22 protein-coding genes are annotated in these 19954 nt (G+C 61.8%); 15 read left to right on the top strand and 7 right to left on the bottom strand.

The annotated features are described in order from the left end of the window. Positions 1-13 precede the first annotated feature (13 nt). The 4 genes from rpsD to bfr all read left to right on the top strand — a co-directional run bounded on the left by rpsD (position 14) and on the right by bfr (position 2711). Positions 14-634, top strand: coding sequence for a 30S ribosomal protein S4 (gene rpsD / locus ACQ4LH_RS08340; RefSeq protein WP_160016246.1), 621 nt, complete (start codon positions 14-16; stop codon positions 632-634). Positions 635-656: 22 nt separating this feature from the next. Beyond that, a complete protein-coding gene (locus ACQ4LH_RS08335) occupies positions 657-1658 on the top strand; it encodes a DNA-directed RNA polymerase subunit alpha (RefSeq protein WP_090255780.1) in 1002 nt (333 codons plus the stop codon). Positions 1659-1700: 42 nt separating this feature from the next. After that, positions 1701-2087 (top strand): 50S ribosomal protein L17, encoded by a 387-nt coding sequence (gene rplQ, locus ACQ4LH_RS08330; protein ID WP_069519894.1) that lies wholly within the window; start codon positions 1701-1703, stop codon positions 2085-2087. 159 nt (positions 2088-2246) lie between these two features. Next, positions 2247-2711, top strand: a complete 465-nt coding sequence (bfr, locus tag ACQ4LH_RS08325; protein ID WP_430696767.1) for a bacterioferritin — start codon at positions 2247-2249, stop codon at positions 2709-2711. Positions 2712-2767: 56 nt separating this feature from the next. On the opposite strand, the gene uvrA is transcribed toward bfr, so the two are convergent. Continuing rightward, positions 2768-5602 (bottom strand): excinuclease ABC subunit UvrA, encoded by a 2835-nt coding sequence (gene uvrA, locus ACQ4LH_RS08320; RefSeq protein ID WP_430696766.1) that lies wholly within the window; start codon positions 5600-5602, stop codon positions 2768-2770. Between the two features lie 134 nt (positions 5603-5736). Between uvrA and ACQ4LH_RS08315 the strand changes: the two genes are divergently transcribed. Genes ACQ4LH_RS08315 through ACQ4LH_RS08300 form a run of 4 tightly spaced genes read left to right on the top strand, consistent with a single transcriptional unit; the run spans position 5737 to position 9472 of the window. Further along, a complete protein-coding gene (locus ACQ4LH_RS08315) occupies positions 5737-7125 on the top strand; it encodes an MFS transporter (protein WP_430696765.1) in 1389 nt (462 codons plus the stop codon). Positions 7126-7142: 17 nt separating this feature from the next. Then, positions 7143-7637, top strand: coding sequence for a single-stranded DNA-binding protein (locus ACQ4LH_RS08310; protein ID WP_275962031.1), 495 nt, complete (start codon positions 7143-7145; stop codon positions 7635-7637). A gap of 22 nt (positions 7638-7659) precedes the next feature. Continuing rightward, positions 7660-8544 carry a sugar nucleotide-binding protein gene (locus ACQ4LH_RS08305; protein WP_430696764.1) on the top strand — a complete coding sequence of 295 codons (885 nt, stop codon included), beginning with the start codon at positions 7660-7662 and terminating at the stop codon, positions 8542-8544. After that, a complete protein-coding gene (locus tag ACQ4LH_RS08300) occupies positions 8537-9472 on the top strand; it encodes an NAD-dependent epimerase/dehydratase family protein (protein WP_430696763.1) in 936 nt (311 codons plus the stop codon). Before ACQ4LH_RS08305 ends, ACQ4LH_RS08300 begins: the two co-directional genes overlap by 8 nt. 58 nt (positions 9473-9530) lie before the next feature. Here the strand turns inward: ACQ4LH_RS08300 and ACQ4LH_RS08295 are convergent, their stop codons facing one another. Next, on the bottom strand, positions 9531-10217 hold the full coding sequence (locus ACQ4LH_RS08295) for an OmpW/AlkL family protein (RefSeq protein ID WP_430696762.1): 687 nt from the start codon (positions 10215-10217) through the stop codon (positions 9531-9533). A gap of 264 nt (positions 10218-10481) precedes the next feature. Here ACQ4LH_RS08295 and ACQ4LH_RS08290 point away from each other — a divergent pair, with 264 nt between their 5' ends. From ACQ4LH_RS08290 to ACQ4LH_RS08265, 6 genes are read left to right on the top strand one after another with little or no spacing between them, the layout of a single operon-like run. Further along, a complete protein-coding gene (locus tag ACQ4LH_RS08290) occupies positions 10482-11252 on the top strand; it encodes a DUF3450 domain-containing protein (protein ID WP_430696761.1) in 771 nt (256 codons plus the stop codon). Further along, the gene (locus ACQ4LH_RS08285; RefSeq protein ID WP_430696760.1) at positions 11249-12595 is read left to right on the top strand and encodes a MotA/TolQ/ExbB proton channel family protein; all 1347 of its coding nucleotides are present in this window, start codon (positions 11249-11251) and stop codon (positions 12593-12595) included. The genes ACQ4LH_RS08290 and ACQ4LH_RS08285 overlap by 4 nt, the downstream gene beginning before the upstream one ends. Then, on the top strand, positions 12588-13136 hold the full coding sequence (locus ACQ4LH_RS08280) for a MotA/TolQ/ExbB proton channel family protein (protein WP_430696759.1): 549 nt from the start codon (positions 12588-12590) through the stop codon (positions 13134-13136). The genes ACQ4LH_RS08285 and ACQ4LH_RS08280 overlap by 8 nt, the downstream gene beginning before the upstream one ends. 10 nt (positions 13137-13146) lie before the next feature. Further along, positions 13147-13557, top strand: coding sequence for an ExbD/TolR family protein (locus ACQ4LH_RS08275; RefSeq protein ID WP_090255761.1), 411 nt, complete (start codon positions 13147-13149; stop codon positions 13555-13557). Then, positions 13557-14240 (top strand): energy transducer TonB, encoded by a 684-nt coding sequence (locus tag ACQ4LH_RS08270; protein ID WP_411177441.1) that lies wholly within the window; start codon positions 13557-13559, stop codon positions 14238-14240. Before ACQ4LH_RS08275 ends, ACQ4LH_RS08270 begins: the two co-directional genes overlap by 1 nt. A 1-nt stretch (position 14241) precedes the next feature. Beyond that, on the top strand, positions 14242-15339 hold the full coding sequence (locus tag ACQ4LH_RS08265) for a hypothetical protein (RefSeq protein WP_430696758.1): 1098 nt from the start codon (positions 14242-14244) through the stop codon (positions 15337-15339). 78 nt (positions 15340-15417) lie between these two features. Here ACQ4LH_RS08265 and ACQ4LH_RS08260 read toward each other — a convergent pair whose 3' ends face one another. Genes ACQ4LH_RS08260 through ACQ4LH_RS08245 form a run of 4 tightly spaced genes read right to left on the bottom strand, consistent with a single transcriptional unit; the run spans position 15418 to position 18550 of the window. After that, entirely contained in the window at positions 15418-15939 is a 522-nt protein-coding gene (locus ACQ4LH_RS08260; protein ID WP_090255756.1) for a DUF3299 domain-containing protein, read from the bottom strand. Between the two features lie 9 nt (positions 15940-15948). Next, positions 15949-17214: an ABC transporter permease gene (locus tag ACQ4LH_RS08255; protein ID WP_430696757.1), complete on the bottom strand. Its 1266-nt coding sequence runs from the start codon at positions 17212-17214 to the stop codon at positions 15949-15951. Positions 17215-17216: 2 nt separating this feature from the next. Then, positions 17217-17927, bottom strand: coding sequence for an ABC transporter ATP-binding protein (locus ACQ4LH_RS08250; protein WP_430696756.1), 711 nt, complete (start codon positions 17925-17927; stop codon positions 17217-17219). Positions 17928-17974: 47 nt separating this feature from the next. After that, complete coding sequence (locus ACQ4LH_RS08245; RefSeq protein ID WP_430696755.1) at positions 17975-18550, bottom strand: DUF2796 domain-containing protein; 576 nt, start codon at positions 18548-18550, stop codon at positions 17975-17977. Positions 18551-18675: 125 nt separating this feature from the next. On the opposite strand from ACQ4LH_RS08245, the gene ACQ4LH_RS08240 reads away from it, so the two are divergent. Next, a complete protein-coding gene (locus ACQ4LH_RS08240; RefSeq protein WP_430696782.1) occupies positions 18676-19014 on the top strand; it encodes a hypothetical protein in 339 nt (112 codons plus the stop codon). A 39-nt stretch (positions 19015-19053) separates the two neighbouring features. Here ACQ4LH_RS08240 and trxA read toward each other — a convergent pair whose 3' ends face one another. Then, positions 19054-19926, bottom strand: a complete 873-nt coding sequence (trxA, locus tag ACQ4LH_RS08235; RefSeq protein ID WP_430696754.1) for a thioredoxin — start codon at positions 19924-19926, stop codon at positions 19054-19056. Between the last annotated feature and the right edge of the window lie 28 nt (positions 19927-19954).

The raw sequence follows: 19954 nt of genomic DNA, 5'->3' as shown, positions 1-19954 counted from the left end.
GAGACAGTGAGAAATGGCTCGTTACATTGGTCCCAAATGCAAACTGTCTCGTCGTGAAGGCACAGATCTTTTCCTGAAAAGCGGTGTACGCGCTCTGGAATCGAAGTGCAACATCGAAGCAGCCCCAGGTATTCACGGTCAGCGCCGTGGCCGTCAGTCCGACTACGGCACCCAGCTGCGTGAGAAGCAAAAAGTTCGTCGTATCTACGGTGTGCTTGAGCGTCAATTCAGCGGTTATTACAAAGAAGCTGCCGGCAAGAAAGGCGCTACTGGTGAGAACCTGCTGCAACTGCTCGAATGCCGTCTGGATAACGTGGTTTACCGCATGGGCTACGGCGCTACCCGCGCTGAATCCCGTCAGCTGGTATCGCACAAGTCGATCAGCGTAAACGGTAAAACTGTCAACGTACCGTCCTACCAGGTTAAAGCTGGTGACGTTGTTGCAGTCCGCGAGAAATCGAAGAATCAGCTGCGCATTGTTCAAGCTCTTGAGCTGTGTGCCCAGCGTGGCCGCGTTGAATGGGTAGAAGTAGACACTGAGAAGAAGTCTGGCGTGTTCAAAAACGTCCCGGCGCGCAGTGATCTCTCCGCTGACATCAACGAAAGCCTGATTGTCGAGCTCTACTCCAAGTAAGGGCTAGAAAATAGGTGCATCCATGCAGATTTCGGTAAATGAGTTCCTGACCCCCCGTCACATTGATGTGCAGGTGGTCAGTTCGACCCGCGCCAAGATCACTCTCGAGCCTCTCGAGCGTGGCTTTGGCCATACCCTGGGCAACGCGCTGCGTCGCATCCTGTTGTCCTCCATGCCTGGCTGTGCAGTAGTCGAGGCCGAGATTGACGGTGTACTCCATGAGTACAGCGCCATCGAAGGTGTTCAGGAAGACGTCATTGAAATCCTGCTCAACCTGAAAGGTCTGGCTGTCAAACTGCACGGTCGTGACGAAGTGACGTTGACTCTGGCGAAGAAGGGCTCGGGCGTAGTTACCGCTGCCGATATTCAGCTGGATCACGATGTCGAAATCGTCAATGGCGACCACGTAATCGCCAACCTGGCTTCCACTGGCGCGCTGAACATGAAGCTCACCATAGCTCGTGGTCGCGGCTATGAGCCGGCTGACGCTCGTCAGAGCGATGAAGACGAAAGCCGCAGCATTGGTCGCTTGCAGCTGGATGCTTCGTTCAGCCCGGTACGCCGTGTGTCGTACGTGGTGGAAAACGCTCGTGTTGAGCAGCGTACTAACCTGGACAAGCTGGTTATTGACCTGGAGACCAACGGTACTCTGGATCCTGAAGAGGCTATTCGCCGCGCTGCAACCATTCTGCAACAGCAGTTGGCTGCGTTCGTCGACCTCAAAGGTGACAGTGAGCCTGTTGTTATCGAGCAGGAAGATGAGATCGATCCGATCCTCCTCCGTCCGGTTGATGACCTGGAACTGACTGTACGTTCGGCTAACTGCCTCAAGGCAGAGAACATTTACTACATCGGCGATCTGATTCAGCGCACCGAAGTAGAACTGTTGAAAACGCCGAACCTGGGCAAGAAATCCCTGACCGAAATCAAGGATGTTCTGGCTTCTCGCGGTCTGTCCCTCGGTATGCGCCTCGACAACTGGCCGCCGGCAAGTCTGAAGAAAGACGATAAGGCGACTGCCTGATCGTCATCATCACCGAACGTGAGTTTGGTAAGGAATTGAACCATGCGTCATCGTAAAAGTGGCCGTCACCTCAGCCGCACCAGCGCACACCGCAAGGCCATGTTCCAGAACATGGCGGTATCGCTGTTCGAGCATGAGCTGATCAAAACTACTCTGCCGAAAGCCAAAGAGCTGCGTCGCGTTGCTGAGCCGCTGATTACTCTGGCTAAAGAAGACAGCGTTGCTAACCGTCGTCTGGCCTTCGACCGTACTCGTTCGAAAGCCATCGTCGGCAAGCTGTTCAACGACCTGGGCAAGCGCTACGCCACCCGTCAGGGCGGTTACCTGCGTATTCTCAAGTGCGGTTTCCGCACTGGCGACAATGCTCCAATGGCTTATGTTGAGCTGGTTGACCGTCCGGTCGCTGGTGCAGCTGTAGACGCTGAGTAAGTCGTAGGTTGTATAAGAAACCGGGCCTTGGCCCGGTTTTTTTATGGCTACGATCTAGCGTGCTTTGCTCTCACGCTATCGGCGTATGCATCGCGCTTGACCCATAGGCCGCATGCGGCCAGCATTGATCCTTGTTTGTCGCTTGCTAAGGAAATACCCATGAAAGGCCATATAGAAGTTATCGATTACCTGAAGGTGTTGCTCAAGGGCGAGCTGGCGGCCCGTGATCAGTACTTCGTGCATTCGCGTCTGTATGAGGATTGGGGTTTCAGCAAGCTGTACGAGCGGATCAACCATGAAATGGAAGAGGAGACTCAGCACGCCGATGCCATCCTCAAGCGCATTCTGTTTCTCGAAGGTGCGCCGGATATGGTTCCCGACAGCTTCCGCTTTGGCCAGACGGTACCGGAGATGCTCAAACTCGACCTGGCGCTGGAATATCACGTGCGCGCGGCCTTGAGCAAAGGCATTGCCTTGTGCGAGCAGCATCAGGACTACCAGACCCGCGACATTCTGCTGGTGCAACTCAAGGACACTGAAGAGGATCACGCCTATTGGCTGGAAGTTCAGCTGGGTTTGATCGACCGGATTGGTTTGCAGAACTACCTGCAGACGCAGATGTAAGATTCTGTAGCCAAGAAAAAGCCCCGCATGTGCGGGGCTTTTTCTTGGTCGCGGGCTTAGTCGCGATCACGTTCCAGCAGCGGTTTGAGGAAGTAGCCGGTGTGCGACTGCGGCATTTCGGCGACTTCTTCGGGCGTGCCGACGGCGATGATCTGGCCACCTTTGGAGCCACCTTCCGGGCCGAGATCCACCAGCCAGTCAGCAGTCTTGATCACGTCCAGGTTGTGCTCAATCACCACCACGGTGTTGCCGTGGTCGCGCAGGCGATGCAATACGTCGAGCAGTTGCTGGATATCGGCGAAGTGCAGGCCGGTGGTTGGCTCATCGAGGATATACAGTGTTTTGCCGGTGTCGCGCTTGCTCAGCTCGCGGCTCAGCTTGACTCGCTGCGCCTCGCCGCCGGACAGCGTCGTCGCGCTCTGCCCCAGCTTGATATAGGACAGGCCGACATCCATCAGCGTCTGCAGCTTGCGTGCCAGGGCTGGCACGGCATCGAAGAACACCCGCGCTTCCTCGATGGTCATGTCGAGCACTTCGGTGATGCTCTTGCCCTTGTACTTCACTTCCAGGGTTTCGCGGTTGTAGCGTTTGCTCTTGCACACGTCGCAGGGCACGTAGATGTCAGGCAGAAAGTGCATTTCCACCTTGATCAGGCCATCGCCCTGGCAGGCTTCGCAGCGCCCACCTTTGACATTGAAACTGAAGCGCCCCGGGCCGTAACCGCGCGAGCGCGACTCCGGCACGCCGGCGAACAGCTCGCGGATCGGGGTGAACAGCCCGGTGTAGGTCGCCGGGTTGGAGCGCGGCGTGCGGCCGATCGGGCTCTGGTCGATGTCGACCACCTTGTCCAGATGTTGCAGGCCGTCGATGCTGTCGTGGGCGGCGGCCTCCAGGGTGGTCGCGCCATTCAGCGCGGTGGCGCTGAGCGGAAACAGAGTGTTGTTGATCAGCGTCGATTTGCCCGAGCCGGACACGCCGGTCACGCAGGTGAGCAGGCCGATCGGGATTTCCAGGTCGACATTGCGCAGGTTGTTGCCGCGCGCGCCTTTGATCTTCAGCGAGAGCTTCTTGTCTCGTGGCGTGCGCTTGGCCGGCACTTTGATCTTCACGCGCCCGGAGAGGTATTTGCCGGTCAGCGAGTCCGGGTGAGCCATGACTTCGGCAGCGGTACCCTGGGCGACGATCTGCCCGCCGTGCACACCGGCACCCGGGCCGATATCCACCACGTAGTCGGCCATGCGAATGGCGTCTTCGTCGTGCTCGACCACGATCACCGTGTTACCGATATCGCGCAGGTGGCGCAGGGTGCCGAGCAGGCGCTCGTTGTCACGCTGATGCAGGCCGATGCTCGGCTCGTCGAGGATATACATCACCCCGACCAGCCCGGCGCCGATCTGGCTGGCCAGGCGAATACGTTGCGCTTCCCCGCCAGACAGAGTGTCGGCGCTGCGGTCGAGGGTCAGGTAGTCGAGGCCGACATTGACCAGAAACTGCAGGCGCTCGCGGATTTCCTTGAGGATCTTCTCGGCGATTTCGCCGCGCCGGCCAGGGAGCGCCAGGCTGCCGAAATACTCGGTGGCGTCGCCAATCGGCATGCCGCTAACCGCGGGCAGGGTTTTCTCGCCGACCCACACGTGGCGCGCTTCACGGCGCAGGCGGGTGCCGCGGCAATCCTGGCAGGCCTGGGTGCTGAGAAACTTGGCCAGCTCCTCGCGCACGCTGGTGGATTCGGTTTCGCGGTAACGCCGCTCCAGGTTCGGCACGATGCCTTCGAAAGGGTGCGAGCGCTTGACGATGTCGCCACGGTCGTTGAGGTACTTGAAGTCGACGTTCTGCGTGCCGCTGCCAAAAAGGATGCACTTCTGGTGTTCGGCGCTGAGCTCGTCGAACGGCACTTCCAAGCTGAAACCGTAATGCGCGGCCAAAGAGCCAAGCATTTGGAAGTAATAGACGTTGCGCCGGTCCCAGCCGCGGATCGCCCCCTCGGCCAGGGTCAGCTCGCCATTGACCAGGCGCTTGGTGTCGAAGAATTGCTTAACGCCCAGTCCGTCGCAAGTCGGGCAGGCGCCGGCCGGGTTGTTGAAGGAGAACAGCTTGGGTTCCAGCTCGCTGATCGAATGGCCGCACACCGGGCAGGCGAAGCGCGCGGAGAAAATGATTTCTTCGCCTTCCTCTCCTTCCATTGGCGCGATCAGGGCCAGGCCGTCAGCCAGCTTCAGCGCGGTCTCGAAAGATTCGGCCAGGCGCTGCTGCAGATCGCCGCGCGCCTTGAAGCGGTCGACCACCGCATCAATGCTGTGCTTCTTCTGCTTGTCGAGCTTGGGCAGCTCGTCCAGCTCGTAAATCTTGCCGTTGACCCGCACTCGGACGAAGCCCTGGGCGCGCAGTTCGTCGAAGATCGCCAGGTGTTCGCCTTTGCGTTCACGAATAACCGGGGCCAGCAGCATCAGCTTGCTGCCTTCGGGCAATGCCAGTACCTGATCGACCATCTGGCTGACTGTCTGCGCTTCCAGTGGCAGGTCGTGGTCCGGGCAGCGCGGAATACCGGCGCGGGCGTAGAGCAGGCGCAGGTAGTCGTAGATTTCGGTGATGGTGCCGACGGTGGAGCGCGGGTTGTGCGAGGTGGATTTCTGCTCGATGGAGATCGCCGGCGAGAGGCCTTCGATGGTGTCGACATCGGGCTTTTCCATCATCGACAGAAACTGCCGGGCGTAGGCCGACAGCGACTCGACATAGCGGCGCTGGCCCTCGGCGTAGAGGGTATCGAAGGCCAGGGACGACTTGCCGGAACCGGACAGGCCGGTGATCACGATCAGCTTGTCGCGTGGCAGGGTCAGGTCGATGTTTTTCAGGTTATGGGTGCGTGCACCCCGGATCAGAATCTTGTCCACAAACAACGGCCTCGCATGGCGGGCGGAAAACCACCGAGTATACGGCTCGGGAGGCGGGCGCGGCAAAGCGTCACTGCTGTGCCGTAAGCATGGGTGCTGCTAGAATCGCCGCCTATTTTCACAGAGCGTTTTCCATGCACGATCCGCACAACGAGCGCATGAGCGGCAGTGAAACCCGCGCGGCCGGTGGCCTGGCGCTGGTGTTCGCGTTCCGTATGCTCGGCATGTTTATGGTGCTCCCGGTGCTGGCGACCTATGGCATGGAGTTGCAGGGCAGCACGCCGGCACTGATCGGCCTGGCGATAGGCGCCTACGGTTTGACCCAGGCGTTTCTGCAAATTCCATTTGGCATGCTCAGTGACCGCATCGGCCGACGGCCGGTGATCTATGTCGGCCTGTTGATTTTCGCCGCCGGCAGCCTGTTAGCGGCCAATGCCGACTCCATCTATGGGGTGATTGCCGGGCGCATTCTGCAAGGTGCCGGAGCGATTTCTGCGGCGGTGATGGCGCTGCTCTCCGATCTGACCCGCGAGCAGCACCGAACCAAGGCCATGGCGATGATCGGCATGAGCATCGGTCTGTCGTTTGCCGTGGCGATGGTGGTCGGCCCGTTATTGACCCGTGCCTTTGGCCTATCCGGTCTGTTTCTCGCCACCGCTGCCATGGCGCTGCTCGGCATCGTTATCGTCGCTGGTCTGGTGCCGAGTTCTGCCGGGCCGTTGCAGCATCGCGAGTCCGGGGTGAACAAGCAGGCGTTGCTGCCGACGCTCAAGCATGCGGATCTACTGCGTCTGGATTTCGGCATTCTGGTGCTGCACGCGATTCTGATGGCCAGCTTTATCGCCTTGCCGTTGGCGCTGGTGGAGCAGGGTGGCCTGGCCAAGGAGGAGCACTGGTGGGTCTATCTCACCGCGCTGCTGGTGGGCTTCTTCGGCATGGTGCCGTTCATTATTTACGGCGAGAAAAAACGCCGGATGAAGCATGTGCTGCTCGGCGCGGTCAGCGTGCTGCTGCTGTGTGAGCTGTTCTTCTGGTGGTTCGGCACCAGCCTGCGCGCGCTGGTGCTTGGCACAGTGGTGTTCTTCACCGCATTCAACCTGCTGGAAGCCTCGTTGCCGTCGCTGATCAGCAAGGTCGCGCCGGCTGGCGGCAAAGGCACAGCGATGGGCGTGTATTCCACCAGCCAGTTCCTCGGCGCGGCCATCGGCGGCATTCTCGGTGGCTGGCTCTATCAGCACTACAGCCTGTCGGGAGTGTTTGCCGGCTGCGCGGTGCTGGCTCTTTTTTGGCTGGCCTTTGCTGTTACTATGCGCGAACCGCCGTATGTCACCAGCCTGCGTCTGCCGCTTTCAGCTGCGGCCTTGCAAGAGGTGGGGTTGGCCGAGCGTTTACAGGCTGTGCCCGGAGTGGCGGATGCCGTAGTGGTGCGCGACGAAGCGGCCATCTATATCAAAGTGGATACCCAACAATTGGACCGCACGTCCCTCGAGCGCCTCATAGAGCCGGTGCCGGTGGCGTGCTGAAAGCCTAGGAGAACGTTATGGCCCGTGGGGTTAACAAAGTCATTCTGGTCGGTACCTGCGGACAGGACCCGGAAACACGCTACCTGCCGAGCGGCAACGCGGTCACCAACCTGAGCCTGGCGACCAGCGAGCAGTGGACTGACAAGCAGACCGGTCAGAAGGTCGAGAAAACCGAGTGGCACCGTGTGTCGCTGTTCGGCAAGGTCGCCGAGATTGCCGGCGAATACCTGCGCAAAGGTTCGCAGGTGTATATCGAGGGCAAGCTACAGACCCGCGAGTGGGAAAAAGACGGCGTTAAGCGCTACACCACCGAAATCATCGTCGACATGCAGGGCACCATGCAGCTGCTTGGCGGCCGTCCGGACAACGCCGGTGGCGGCGACTCCGCTCCACGCCAGCAGCGCCCTGCGCCGCAGCGCGAGCCACAGCAGTCGGCACCACGCCCGGCTCCGCAACAAGCGCCTCAGCCAGCGGCGGATTTCGACAGCTTCGATGACGATATTCCTTTCTGATCAGCTGAGTTAGCGCTCGATCATGCGTATGCGGCTGATGCTGCTGGGTGGCGGTAATGCGCTGGGGCAGGCCCTGATCCGCCTCGGCGCCGAGGAAGATATTGGCTTTCTCGCGCCGAAACCGCCGGAGTCGGGCTGGGATCCTGCCAGCCTGACCCAGTTGCTTGATGACACCCGTCCCGATGCCCTGATCAACCTTGCCTACTACTTCGACTGGTTTCAGGCCGAAATGGTGAGCGAGGCGCATTTTGCTGCCCAAGAGCGTTCCGTTGAGCGTCTTGCCGAGCTCTGTCAGCACCATCAGATCCGCCTGCTGCAACCCTCCAGCTACCGCGTATTCGATGGTTCGCGGGCTACTGCCTACAGCGAGAAGGAAGAGCCGGTGCCGCTGGGCGTGCGCGGTCAGGCACTGTGGCGCTTCGAGCAGCGCGTGCGGGCGATCTGCCCACGCCACGTGCTGCTGCGTTTCGGCTGGTTGCTGGATGACAGCGCCAATGGTTTGCTCGGCCGCTTTCTGACTCGCGCTGCGCATGATGAGCCGTTGCTGCTGGCCGATGATCGGCGCGGTAATCCGACCCCGGTCGATGATGCCGCGCGGGTGATTCTCGCCGTGCTCAAGCAGCTGGATTGCCAGACGCCACTGTGGGGCACTTACCACTACGGCGGGCATGAGGCGACCACCTCGCTGGCGCTGGGGCAGGCGGTGTTGAGCGAAGCGCGCAACTTCCGCAGCAATCTGGTCGATGAGGTGAATCCGCAGGCGCACAGCGCGCGTCCGGATGCTGCCGAAGAGCCGCAGCATGCGGTGCTGTCCTGCAAGAAAATTCTGCACACCTTCGGCATCAAGCCGCGTGCCTGGCGCTCGGGCTTGCCGAGCCTATTGGATCGTTATTACCGCCATGTCTGATTCACGCCCTGTTCTGGTTACCGGCGGTGCCGGCTTTATCGGCTCACACCTGGTCGATGCGCTGCTGGCGCAGGGTTACCCCGTGCGGGTGCTGGACAACCTGTCGATGGGCAAGCTGGCCAATCTGCCGCTGAATAATCCGCAGGTGCAGTTTATTCAGGGCGATGTCGCTGATGCGGCGGTGGTGGCGCAGGCGGTTGCTGGTTGCGCGGCTGTGGCGCACCTGGCTGCAGTGGCCTCGGTGCAGGCCTCGGTGGATGATCCAGTGGCTACCCATCAGAGCAACTTCGTCGGCACCCTGAGTGTCTGCGAGGCCATGCGCCTGCATGGCGTCAAACGCGTGCTGTTTGCCTCCAGTGCGGCGGTGTATGGCAACAATGGCGAAGGTCTGGCGATTGATGAGGCCACGCCCAAGGCGCCGTTGACGCCCTATGCGGCGGACAAGCTGGCCAGCGAGCACTACCTGGATTTCTATCGCCGCCAGCATGGTCTGGAGCCGGCGATCTTTCGCTTCTTCAATATCTTCGGTCCGCGGCAGGATCCGTCCTCGCCGTACTCCGGGGTGATCAGCATCTTTACCCAGCGCGTCCAGCAGGGGCTGCCAATCAGCGTGTTCGGTGATGGCGAGCAGACCCGCGACTTCTTCTATATCGAGGACTTGCTGGCACTGCTGACCCAGGCGCTGACTGCGCCGCAGGTGGTGGACGGTGCGGTGAATGTGGGCTGGAGTCAGGCGGTCAGTCTGAATCAGTTACTGGCGCAGATTGGTGAGCTGTGCGGCGGTTTGCCTGCGGTCAATTACCAGGCTGCGCGTGCTGGCGATATTCGTCATTCGCGGGCGGATAACCAGCGCTTGCAGGCGCATTATCAATTGCCCGTTGCGACGCCGATGCGCGAAGGCTTGCGGCGCTTGCTGGCGCAGTCTTGAGTTTTCTCTAGACGACAAAAAACCGGCCATTTAGGCCGGTTTTTTTATTGCTGGGTTCTTAGAACTTGTAACCCAGGCCGACCATATAAACGAACGGATCTACGTCCACATCGACTTTGACCTTGTCGCCAAGGATGTGGGTAGTGCCGGTGGTTTCAATGTCGATATAACGCACCTGGGCGTTGAGCATGATGTTGTCAGTCAGCATGTAGTCCATGCCTACCTGCGCCGCCAGGCCCCAGGAGTCCTTCATGTCTAGGCCGCTAAAGCCTTTGTCTTCCGCATCGCTGCTCAGCTTGGTGTCGAAGAACCAGGTGTAGTTAATGCCTGCGCCGACATAGGGCTGGAAGGCCGAGCTGGCATCCAGCGGGTAATAAACCACGCTCAGGGTCGGCGGCAGGTGCTTGAGTTCGCCGAGTTTGCCGTTCAGGCCAGCAAAGCCGCCGGGCATGCCTTTTACGCCGACGTTATGGCTGAACGGGGTGGCCGCCAGCAGCTCGATGCCGATGTTGTTGGTCAGCATATAAGCGAAGTTCAGGCCCAGCTGGGTGTCGCTGTCCAGGGTCGCCTTGGTGCCGGCCACGTCGGTGCCGAGCGCGCCAACCCAGATGTCGCTGCTGCTTTCCTGTGGGTCAACGGTGATTGCACCGGCGCGCACGATGATGTCGCCAGCCTGGTGCGCGTGCGCCAGTGGGGCGGCAATGGCCAGGGCCAGCAGTGAGGCGGTAAACAGTGAGGTACGCATGGTGTGCTCCCATAAAGCATCGGTTCGTATTGGCTGAGTACGATGTTAGGGGCGCGGGAAAAACGACTGTTGATCCAGCTCAATAAAGTAGCTAGCTATCTAAGATTCGTCGGTTCTGCGCTGACATTGCTCACAGATCAATATGTTATATTGTTTCTTTTTTCGCCCGCATAGGTGAATAACTCTGCGGGCGGGTTGCCTGGAAGGTTGAATGCAGTTGATAATAGTTCTCTTTTTGACGTCTCTCAGTTCAAGGAATGCCCCATGATCCCTCTGCCGAAGCGCCTGCTGGCAGTCGCTCTGGTTCTGGCCAGTGCGCCGCTCGCGGCGACCCCTCTGGATGCCGCGCTGGATGAAAGTCAGCAACTGGCTGCCGATGCTAAGGCCTCGCAGGCGCGCGTCGAGCAACTCGATGACGCCAGCCGGGAGATGCTCACCGAGTACCGCAATGCCTTGCAGCAGGCCGAAGCTTTGCAAGGTTATAACGCTCAATTACGCGAACTGGTGGCGGCGCAGCGCAAGGAGCTGACCGGCTATCAGCAGCAGCTGGATGGCATCGAGCGCACCCAGGAGGCGGTAACGCCACAGATGCGCCGCATGGTCGAGGTGCTGGGTGAATTTATCGCCGCCGATCTGCCGTTCCTGCCGGATGAGCGCAGTGATCGCCTGGCCCAGCTGCAGGACTTGCTTCCGCGTGCGGATGTCAGCCTGGCCGAAAAATACCGACGCATCCTCGAGGCTTATCAAGTGGAGAGCGACTACGGCCGCACCCTGGAAGCCTGGCGCGGTGAGCTGCCGAGTGAAGGCACGTCGCGCAGCGTCGAATTCCTCCGTCTGGGCCGCGTGATGCTGTATTTCCAGACCCTCGATGGCCATGAAAGTGGCTGGTGGAACCCGCAAACTCGCAGCTGGCAGATCCTCGACGGCAGCGCTCGCCGCCCGTTGCGCCAAGCGATTGCGATTGCCCGCCAGGAGCAGGCCCCGGCCGTGCTTGACCTGCCCGTGAAGACCCTGGCGCTGGAGGCCAAGCCATGAATCGTCGCGTTCTCGCTTTTACCCTGGCCCTGCTGCCCGCCCTGGCTGGCGCTGCCGAACCGCTGAGCCCGGACCAACTGCTGCAACGTATTCGCAGCGAGCGCGCAGCGGAAGTCAGCGCCATGCAAAGCCGCGAGCAGGCCTTTATTGCCGAGCGTGGCGAGCGTGCCCAACTGCTGGCTAGCGCACGCAGTGTCCTGGCCACGCAAAAGGCTGAGGCCGAACAGTTGAAGGCCGAATTCGACCGTCAGGAAAGCCTGCTGGCCGAACAGGAAAAGCTCCTCAGCCAGCGCGCCGGTCACCTTGGCGAGTTGTTTGGCGTGGTCCGTCAGAGCGCTGGTGATGTCGCCGGCCAATGGCAGGACAGCCTGCTCAATGCTCAGTACCCCGAGCGCCTGGCGCGTCTCAAGGCGCTGGCCGAAAGCCGTACGCTGCCCTCGGCAGCCGACCTCGATGGCTACTGGATGCTGCTGCTCGAAGACCTGACTGCCAGCGGCCGGGTTGAGCAACTGCAACTGCCGGTAGTGGCTGCCGACGGCACGCGTAATCCGCAGGATGTGCTGCGGGTCGGCGCGTTCTCCGCTTACGGCGCCGATGCCTTCCTGCGTTATGACGCCGATGCCGGCGAGCTGCTGGCGCCGCCGCGTCAGCCGTCTGGTTTGGGCCAGGTTGCGGATTATCTGGATAGCGATGCAACGGTAGCCAGCCTGCCAATAGACCCAAGCCGTGGCACCTTGCTGGCACAGTTGCAGCGTGAGCCAGGCTTCTGGGATCGCCTGCAGCAAGGTGGCCTGGTGGGCTGGGTGATTGTTGCGTTGGGGATATTCGGCCTGCTGCTGGCAGCCTGGCGGATGATTTACCTGGCCCGCGTCGCCCGCAGTGTCAGTGCTCAGATGCATGACCTGAGTGCGCCGCGTGCCGACAACCCGCTGGGGCGGATCATCGGCGTACTGGGGCCGAAACCGCAGCTGGCGGATCTGGAAACCCTGGAGCTGAAGCTCGACGAGGCGATCCTGCAGGAGACCCCACCGCTGGAAACAGGCCAAGGCCTGCTCAAGTTACTGTGTGCCGTGGCGCCGCTGCTCGGTCTGCTCGGCACCGTGACCGGCATGATTGTCACCTTCCAGGCGATCACCCAGGGCGGTGGCGGCGATTCACGACTGATGGCCGACGGTATCTCGCAAGCGCTAGTGACCACGGTGCAGGGTCTGGTAGTAGCGATTCCGCTGCTGTTCCTGCACACCCTGCTGGCCAGCCGTAGCAAGGGCCTGATTCAGCTGCTCGAGCAGCAAAGCGCCGGGTTGATTGCCCTGCACCTGTCCGGGGTGCCGCGTCGTGACTGATTGGCTGGCGCTGTGGTTGCGCCTGGTCGATAGCAGCCATGCCTTGCTCGATTTTATGAGCGCCGGTGGGCTGGCGATGTGGGCGCTGGCGGGCCTATGCGTGGTGTTCTGGACCTTGGTATTCGAGCGTTTCTGGTACATGCGCCGGGTGTTCCCGGAGTGGGTTGCCGAGCGTCGCCAGGCCTGGCAGCAAGTGCTGAGCGACGACACCGGCAACTGGCAGCGCGCGGTGCGCAGTGCCTGGCTGGCGCAGGCGCAGCAGCACCTGCTCGGGCCCTTGCGCCTGAGCAAGACCCTGGTGGCGATGTACCCGCTGCTGGGCTTGCTTGGCACGGTCAGCGGCATGGTCGCGGTGTTCGACGTGCTGGCCATCAACGGCACCGGTAACCCGCGCGGCATGGCGGCTGGCGTCTGGCAGGCGACTCTGCCGACCATGGCCGGCATGGTATTGGCGATTAGTGGATTGTTCAGCCTGGCGCGCCTCGAACGCGATGCACGCCGGGCCCTAGAGCGGCTGGCTGACCAGCTGCGTCACGACTGAGACTCGACACATGAGAATGCGCCGTCACCACCAGCAAGACGAAGACACCGGCATCGACCTGACGCCGATGCTCGACGTGGTCTTTATCATGCTGATCTTCTTTATCGTCACCAGCTCCTTTATCAAGGAAGCCGGCGTCGAAGTGCAGCGGCCCCAGGCGGAAACCGCCAGCCCGCAGGACAAAGGCAATATCCTCATCGCCATCACTGCCGATGGGCAGGTGTGGATGGACAAGAAAGTCGTCGACGTGCGCAGCGTGCGTGCCCATGTCGAGCGCATGCGCGTCGACCAGCCGGACGGCGCCGTGGTGGTCCAGGCGGATCAGGATGCGCGCACCGGCCTGGTGGTGCAGGTGATGGATCAGGCGCGCCTGGCCGGTGTGCATGACGTGGCCCTGGCCGCTACGGCGGGAGCGCTTTGATGCGTTTGCCACTGTCCTTTGTCGCGGCCTGTGTGATGGCGCTGGCGCTGTTCGGCCTGATGCTTTACATGGTCGCGCCGCCCAGCAGCAAGCCGAGTGAGGAACCGCTGACGGTGGCCAATTTCGTCCGTCTCGACGGCGACTCCAGCGACACCGCGACGCGTACCCGCCAGCAGGCACCGCAACCGCCGCAAGCACAAACGCCGCAACCCCCGACACCGCCAACGCCGATGGCGGCTACCCCGAGCGCCAACCTGCCGGCACTGGATCTGCCGGTGCCGAGCCTGAGCAGCGGCATCGCCGTGAATAGCGCGCCGACGCCGAGTTTGACTGGTCTGGCGGCGGGTGCCTCGGCGCCAAGCGCACCGGCCCCGAGCGATGCCGGTGGTCAGCCAGGTGGCCCGGAAAGTGAAGTGATGCCGCTCAACGATGTCAGCCCGGATTACCCGCGCTACGCCTTGCAGCGCGGCATTGAAGGTCACGTGAAACTGGCGTTCACCATCAACCGCGCAGGTGCGGTGGAGAATGTGCGGGTTATCGAAGCCAGCCCGCAGAACGTGTTCGAACGCGAAGCCCGCCGCGCCGCTGTGCGCTGGCGTTTTGCGCCGCGTACCGAGGGCGGCCTGGCGGTAGCCCGTGAAGCGGTGAAAACCCTGTACTTCCGTTTGGAAGGAGCTCGCTGATATGTATCGTCTACTGTTGCTGATCGCGCTGTGTAGCGCTGGTGCCGTGCAGGCTGCTGGGCAGAGTGTTGATCCGGGCGTGTTTCGCGCGCTGGATACGGCGCAGACCGCACAGAAGAAGGGCGACTACGCGGCCGCGCGCCGAGCTCTGGATGCTGCCAAGGGCACGCCGGGTAGCCTGGAAGAGGCGCTGCTGTGGCGCAGCCGCGGTTATCTGGCCTGGGCCGAAGGGCAGAATGCCCAGGCCATCGAGCTGCTGGAAAAGGTACTGAAGAGCGGCAAGCTGGACGCCGAGCTGCAGGCCGCTGAAGAGCTGAACCTGGCCCGCCTAAACCTGGTCGAGCGCCGCTACGCCCAGGTGGTGACCCTGCTCGCACCAGGGCAGGCCAACGCCAATGAAGAGGTGCTGCAGATGCTGGTGCAGGCCTATCAGGGCCTCGGTCAGCCGGCCAAGGCGCTGCCGTTGGCCGAGCGTTATGTGCAGGCTAATCCGCAGGCCGCCGATAGCTGGCTGCAGTTTTTAGTCGCAATGAATGCTGACCTGAAGAAATACGCCGCCGCTGAGCGCTGGCAGCGCCAGTTGCTTGCGCGCCAGCCGAATAACGCCCAGGGCTGGCGTCAGCTGGCTGCCTTGCAGCAGCTGAGCGGCAGCCATGACAAGTCGCTGGCCACCTTGCGCGCGGCGTACCAGAAGGGCCTGCGCTTCAATGAAAGCGAACTGGACAACCTGGTGTTGCTGGCCGGGGCTGCCGATCAACCCTGGCAGGGCGCCAAGCTGCTCGCCGGGATGCTCGACCAAGGCCTGTTGCCGCGCACCGCTGCTCGTGAGGAGCGGCTGGGGCTGCTCTGGTGGCAAGCCCGTGAACGCAGCAAGTCAGCGTTGATCTTCCGTGAACTGGCGCAGCGCTCGGGCAGTGCCAAGCACTGGCTGCACCTGGCCCAGCTGGAGCTGGAACAGGCGCGCTGGCAGGCCGGGCTCGACGCCCTGGCCAAGGCCGAACGAGCTGGCGCTGAGCGCAGCAAAGTGCGCGCCTGGCGCCAGTGGGCGGAGAGTGAGCTGAGTTATCAGCGTGACAAGCGGATTGCCAGCGCCGGCTAATCGCTACCGGCTGGTTACGTCCAATAAAAAAGCCAGACCTTAGGTCTGGCTTTTTCTGCCTGGTTACTGCGCTGTGTCTTAGCTATCCGGCAGCTCATAGGCATAGATCTTTTCCGCCTCCATCTGATAACCGGCTTCGGCCAGCTCGCTGCTGGTCTGCTCGACCTTAAGCGGCCCTTCGATCCAGAAGGGCTGGTACAGCGCATCGAGCAGCACACCCAGCTCGCTGGTGACATGCACGATCTGATTCGATGGCGGTGGCGGCACATGGATGCATGCGCCGAAGTACGGCACCAACAGAAACTCGGTCACCCGGCCTTCATCGGTGACATCCAGCGGCACGATATAGCCCGGCAGTTTTACCGATTGGCCATCCAGCGCCTGCACCACCGGTGCTGCGGGTGATTGCTGCATGGCCGCCGGGCCGGATTCAGCGAGGGCGTCGGCCAGCTGCGAGAGATCATGGATCGGTGCGGGTTCAACGACTTGCGGCGGCGCATCGGCCGGGACCATTTCCGACCAGGTCAGCTCGCGCACCTCGGCAGCCGCCAGGGGCAGGGCCAGGGTGAGCAGCAGGGTGGCGAGCAGGGAGCGGTGCATGCAAAAGCCTCATAAGCGGATCGATAAGCCATCGGCCAGGGATTGGCGATACGCGCGCCAGGCCGGTACACAGCCCATCAACAGGGCGGCACTCAGGATAGCGCCGAGCAGCGTCCACTCATAGCGGGTCGGCAGATTCAGTGGTAGGTACAGGCCGTAATTCGCCTGCACATAGCCCTGCGACCCGGCAATGCCCAGGTACAGCAACAGCAAACCGAGCAGTACACCCGCCAGGGCCAGGGCAAAGGCCTCGACGATCAGCAGGCTGGCGATATGCCAGGGCCGCGCGCCCACCGAGCGCAGAATCGCCATTTCCCGGCGACGTTCGTTAAGGCTGGTGAGAATCGCCGTAAGCATGCCGATCAGTCCGGTCAGCACCACGAACAGCGAAACCACGAACAGCGCTTTTTCGGCGGTGCCCATCAGGCTCCACAGCTCCTGCAGGGCCACGCCGGGCAGGATCGCCAGCAGCGGTTCGCCGCGAAACTCGTTGATCTCCCGTTGCAGGCTAAAGGTGGCGATCTTGCTATTGAGGCCCAGCATAAAGGCGGTGATCTGCTTGGGTTGCAGGTCCATGGCCCGCGCTTGTTCGGCACTGACCTTGGCCGCGCCGCGCGCCGGCATGCCGTTCTGCCAGTCGACGTGCAGGGCCTCCATGCCGGCCAGGGAAATATGCAGGGTGCGGTCCACTGGGGTGCCGGTGCGTTTGAGTATGCCGACCACTTTGAACGGTTTATCGTCATGCTTGAGCAGGCTGATGGTGGCCACGCCATGGGCCAGCACCAGTTCCTGATCGAGCTGGTAGTTGAGGGCCTGGGCTACTTCGGCGCCGAGCACCACCTCGAACGGGTCATCGGCAAAGGCGCGGCCGCTGCTCAGCTGCAGTTGTTGGGTGCGGGCATAGCGATAGTGTTCGAAGTACGCTGGGCTGGTGCCCATCACCCGGTAGCCACGGTGTGAGTCGCCCAAGGAGATCGGGATTGCCCATTTGACCTGACGGTGGTTGGCAAACTGCTCGAAGCTTTCCCAGCGGATATTGTTGGTGGCATTGCCGATGCGAAACACCGAGTACAACAGCAGGTTCACGCTGCCTGAGCGCGCGCCGACAATCAGGTCGGTGCCGCTAATGGTGTTGGCAAAGCTGGCGCGGGCTTCGGTGCGCACCCGCTCGACCGCGAGTAACAAACACACAGAGAGCGCGATGGCGAACACCGTCAGCCACGCAGTAAAGCGGCGGTTGCCCAGGCTGGCCAGGGCGAGACGCAGTAGATACATCGTTAAATCTCCGCCAGACGGGTGGCTTTGTTCAGCTCGGCCAGCGACAGGCTGCGGTCGAACAGCCGCGCCAGGCTCTGGTCGTGGCTGACAAACAGCAGACTAGAGCCCGCCTCGCGGCACTCGGCGAACAGCAGTTCGAGAAAGGCTTCGCGGGCATCGGCATCCAGGGCCGAGGTGGGTTCGTCGGCGATCACCAGTTCAGGCTGACCGATCAGCGCGCGGGCTGCGGCTACACGCTGTTGCTGGCCGATCGACAGGTCGCCAGCGCGGCGTTGCAGCAGTTCCGGCGCCTGCAAACCCAGATGAGCGAGCAGGGCGCTGGTGGCCTTGGCCACGCTGCCATGGCGCTGCGCCGCGCGGCCGGCGCGTAGCGTTGAGAAGTGACAGGGCAGCTCGACGTTTTCGCGTACCGAGAGAAACGGCAGCAGGTTGAACTGTTGGAAAATATAGCCGGTGTGATCGACGCGAAAACGGTCGCGCGCGCTGGCGGACAGTGTGCTGAGGTCCTGTCCAAGCAGTTGAATGCTGCCGCGGTTGGGCTTCTGCACGCCGCCGAGCAGGCCCAGCAAGGTGGTCTTGCCGCTGCCGCTGGGGCCTTTGAGAAACAGGCTTTCGCCGCGTTGCAGGGTGAAACTGTCGATATCCAGTAGCTCGGGTTGGCCGGGCCAGGCAAAGCCGAGGTTGGACAGTTGAATCAGGGCTGAACTCATAAAGTAAGCGGCCGGGTTACCCCGGCCGTTCTGCTGCAAAGTTGTGGTTAGAAACTCAGGGTCGGTTGCGCGGGCGTCAGCTCCAGGCCCTGCTGGCCATTCGGGCCGATCAGTTGTACCTGAATTTTCTCGGTGGTGGGGAAGCGCTTGAACAGTTCGCCCAGGTCAAGTTGTTGCAATTCTTCAGGCTTCTGGCAGTCGAGGCTGTAGTGCGCATGGATATCGCTGTGCTCGCTGTCGTGGGCGTGGTGTTCTTCGTGCTTATGCTCAGCAAACAGCGGGCTTTCCAGCTCCTGCTTGCTGATATTGCAGTCGCCTGCGTTCAGGCCGAACAGCACTTGCGGTTGCGCCAGCTGGCTGCGGGCGGCGGCGACCTTGGCTTTGTCGGCGGCGCTCTTGGCGGCATGCTCGAAGCCCACCAGGTTCATCGCCGGGCTATCCAGTTGCAGGTGTAGCATCTTGCCGTCGAGCACCACATTGAGCTGCGCCGAGCCATGTTCATGGGCATCCAGGCTGCCGTGCTCGGCGTGATCATGCTCGTGGTCGTGTTCATGGCTGTGTTCAGCAGCAATGGCAGCAAAGGGCAGTAGGGCGAAAGGCAGGGCAAGTAGCAGGCGGCGCATGGTGGTCTCCGGTCAGAAATAATTACTTGTTACGTTATAACAACTTTATGGTGAACATGGCCAGCCTTCCTTGGCGACCCGCTGCGGACGTGGGAGCATGGCGGCTGATTAGGGAGGGCAGAATGATGGTGCGAATTCGTGGGCAGATCGGTGCCTGGCCGGTGGACCTGACGATTGAGCTGGATGCGCAGGACTGGGCGCAACTGGCCCAGCACATTCCCCTTGAGACGGCACCTGCGCCGGCAGCAGCTGCCGCGCCAGTGGCTAGCGATGCCTTGTGGCAGACCACGCTGGAGCTGTTGCGTCAGGCCGGGCAGATCGAAGGGCCGCAGTTGCTTGGGCAGCTCGCCGGGCTGGCGGGTGGGGATGCGGCAGGCAAGCGCCTGCTGGTGCGCCTGCGCCATTGTGTGCAGGTGCGGATGGAAACGGGCGCAGATGCGCCGATCTATCACTGGGTGGGATAAACCGCGTCGATGGGGGTTAGCCATCGACGGTTGTTGTGATCAGTAAATCGCCTGATACAACTTGCGCCGGTAGGCAGTGACCAGCGGGTGATCATTGCCGAGCAGATCGAAAACTTGCAGCAGGGTCTTGTGCGGCAGGCCGTCGGCATAGCTACGGTTGCGGATAAACAGCTTGAGCAGGGCGTCGAGCGCCGGCTCGTAGTGCTGGCGCGCCAGTTGCTGGATCGCGAGCTGGTAGCTCGCTTCATCGTCTTCGGCGTTCTGCGCCAGGCGGGTCTTCAGGCTGGCAACATCTGGCAGTTCGGCTGCCTGGCGTAGAAAGGTCAGCTGCGCGCGGGCACCGGCCAGGGCCTGTTTATGTTCATCGCCTTTTACCGCGCCCAGCACCGCTTCGGCTTCGCCCAGCTCACCGCGCTCGGCCAGGCAGCGCGCATAGAGAATCAGCGCGGCGGCGTGTTCATTGTTTTCTGTCAGCAGCACCTTGAGCACCGCTTCGGCATCGGCAAAGCTGCCTTCGCTGAACAGCGCTTGTGCGGCCTCCATCGGGTCGGCGGCCGCCGGTGCCGGTTCGGCCACATGGGGTTTGAGCATTTCGCGAATCGCCGACTCAGGCTGCGCGCCAGCAAAGCCGTCCACCGGCTGGCCATTCTTGAACAGCACCACGGTGGGCAGGCTGCGGATGCCGAAGCGCGCAACGATGTCCTGTTCGATATCGCAGTTGACCTTGGCCAGCAGCAGCTCGCCGTTGTATTCCTCGGTGATCTTCGCCAGCAGCGGCATCAGCGCCTTGCACGGCGCGCACCACTCGGCCCAGAAGTCCACCAGCACCGGCTTTTGGAACGAATTCTCGATCACCAGCTGTTCGAAGCTGGCGCTGCCTGCGATATCAACGATGTAAGGGGACGTGCTCATGATCGGTCTCGGCGATGCGAAAAATGGG

Origin of the sequence: Pseudomonas peli (assembly GCF_050563605.1) — a bacterium.
GTDB classification, from domain to species: Bacteria; Pseudomonadota; Gammaproteobacteria; order Pseudomonadales; family Pseudomonadaceae; genus Aquipseudomonas; species Aquipseudomonas peli_A.
This window is presented reverse-complemented; position numbering and strand designations above follow the sequence as displayed.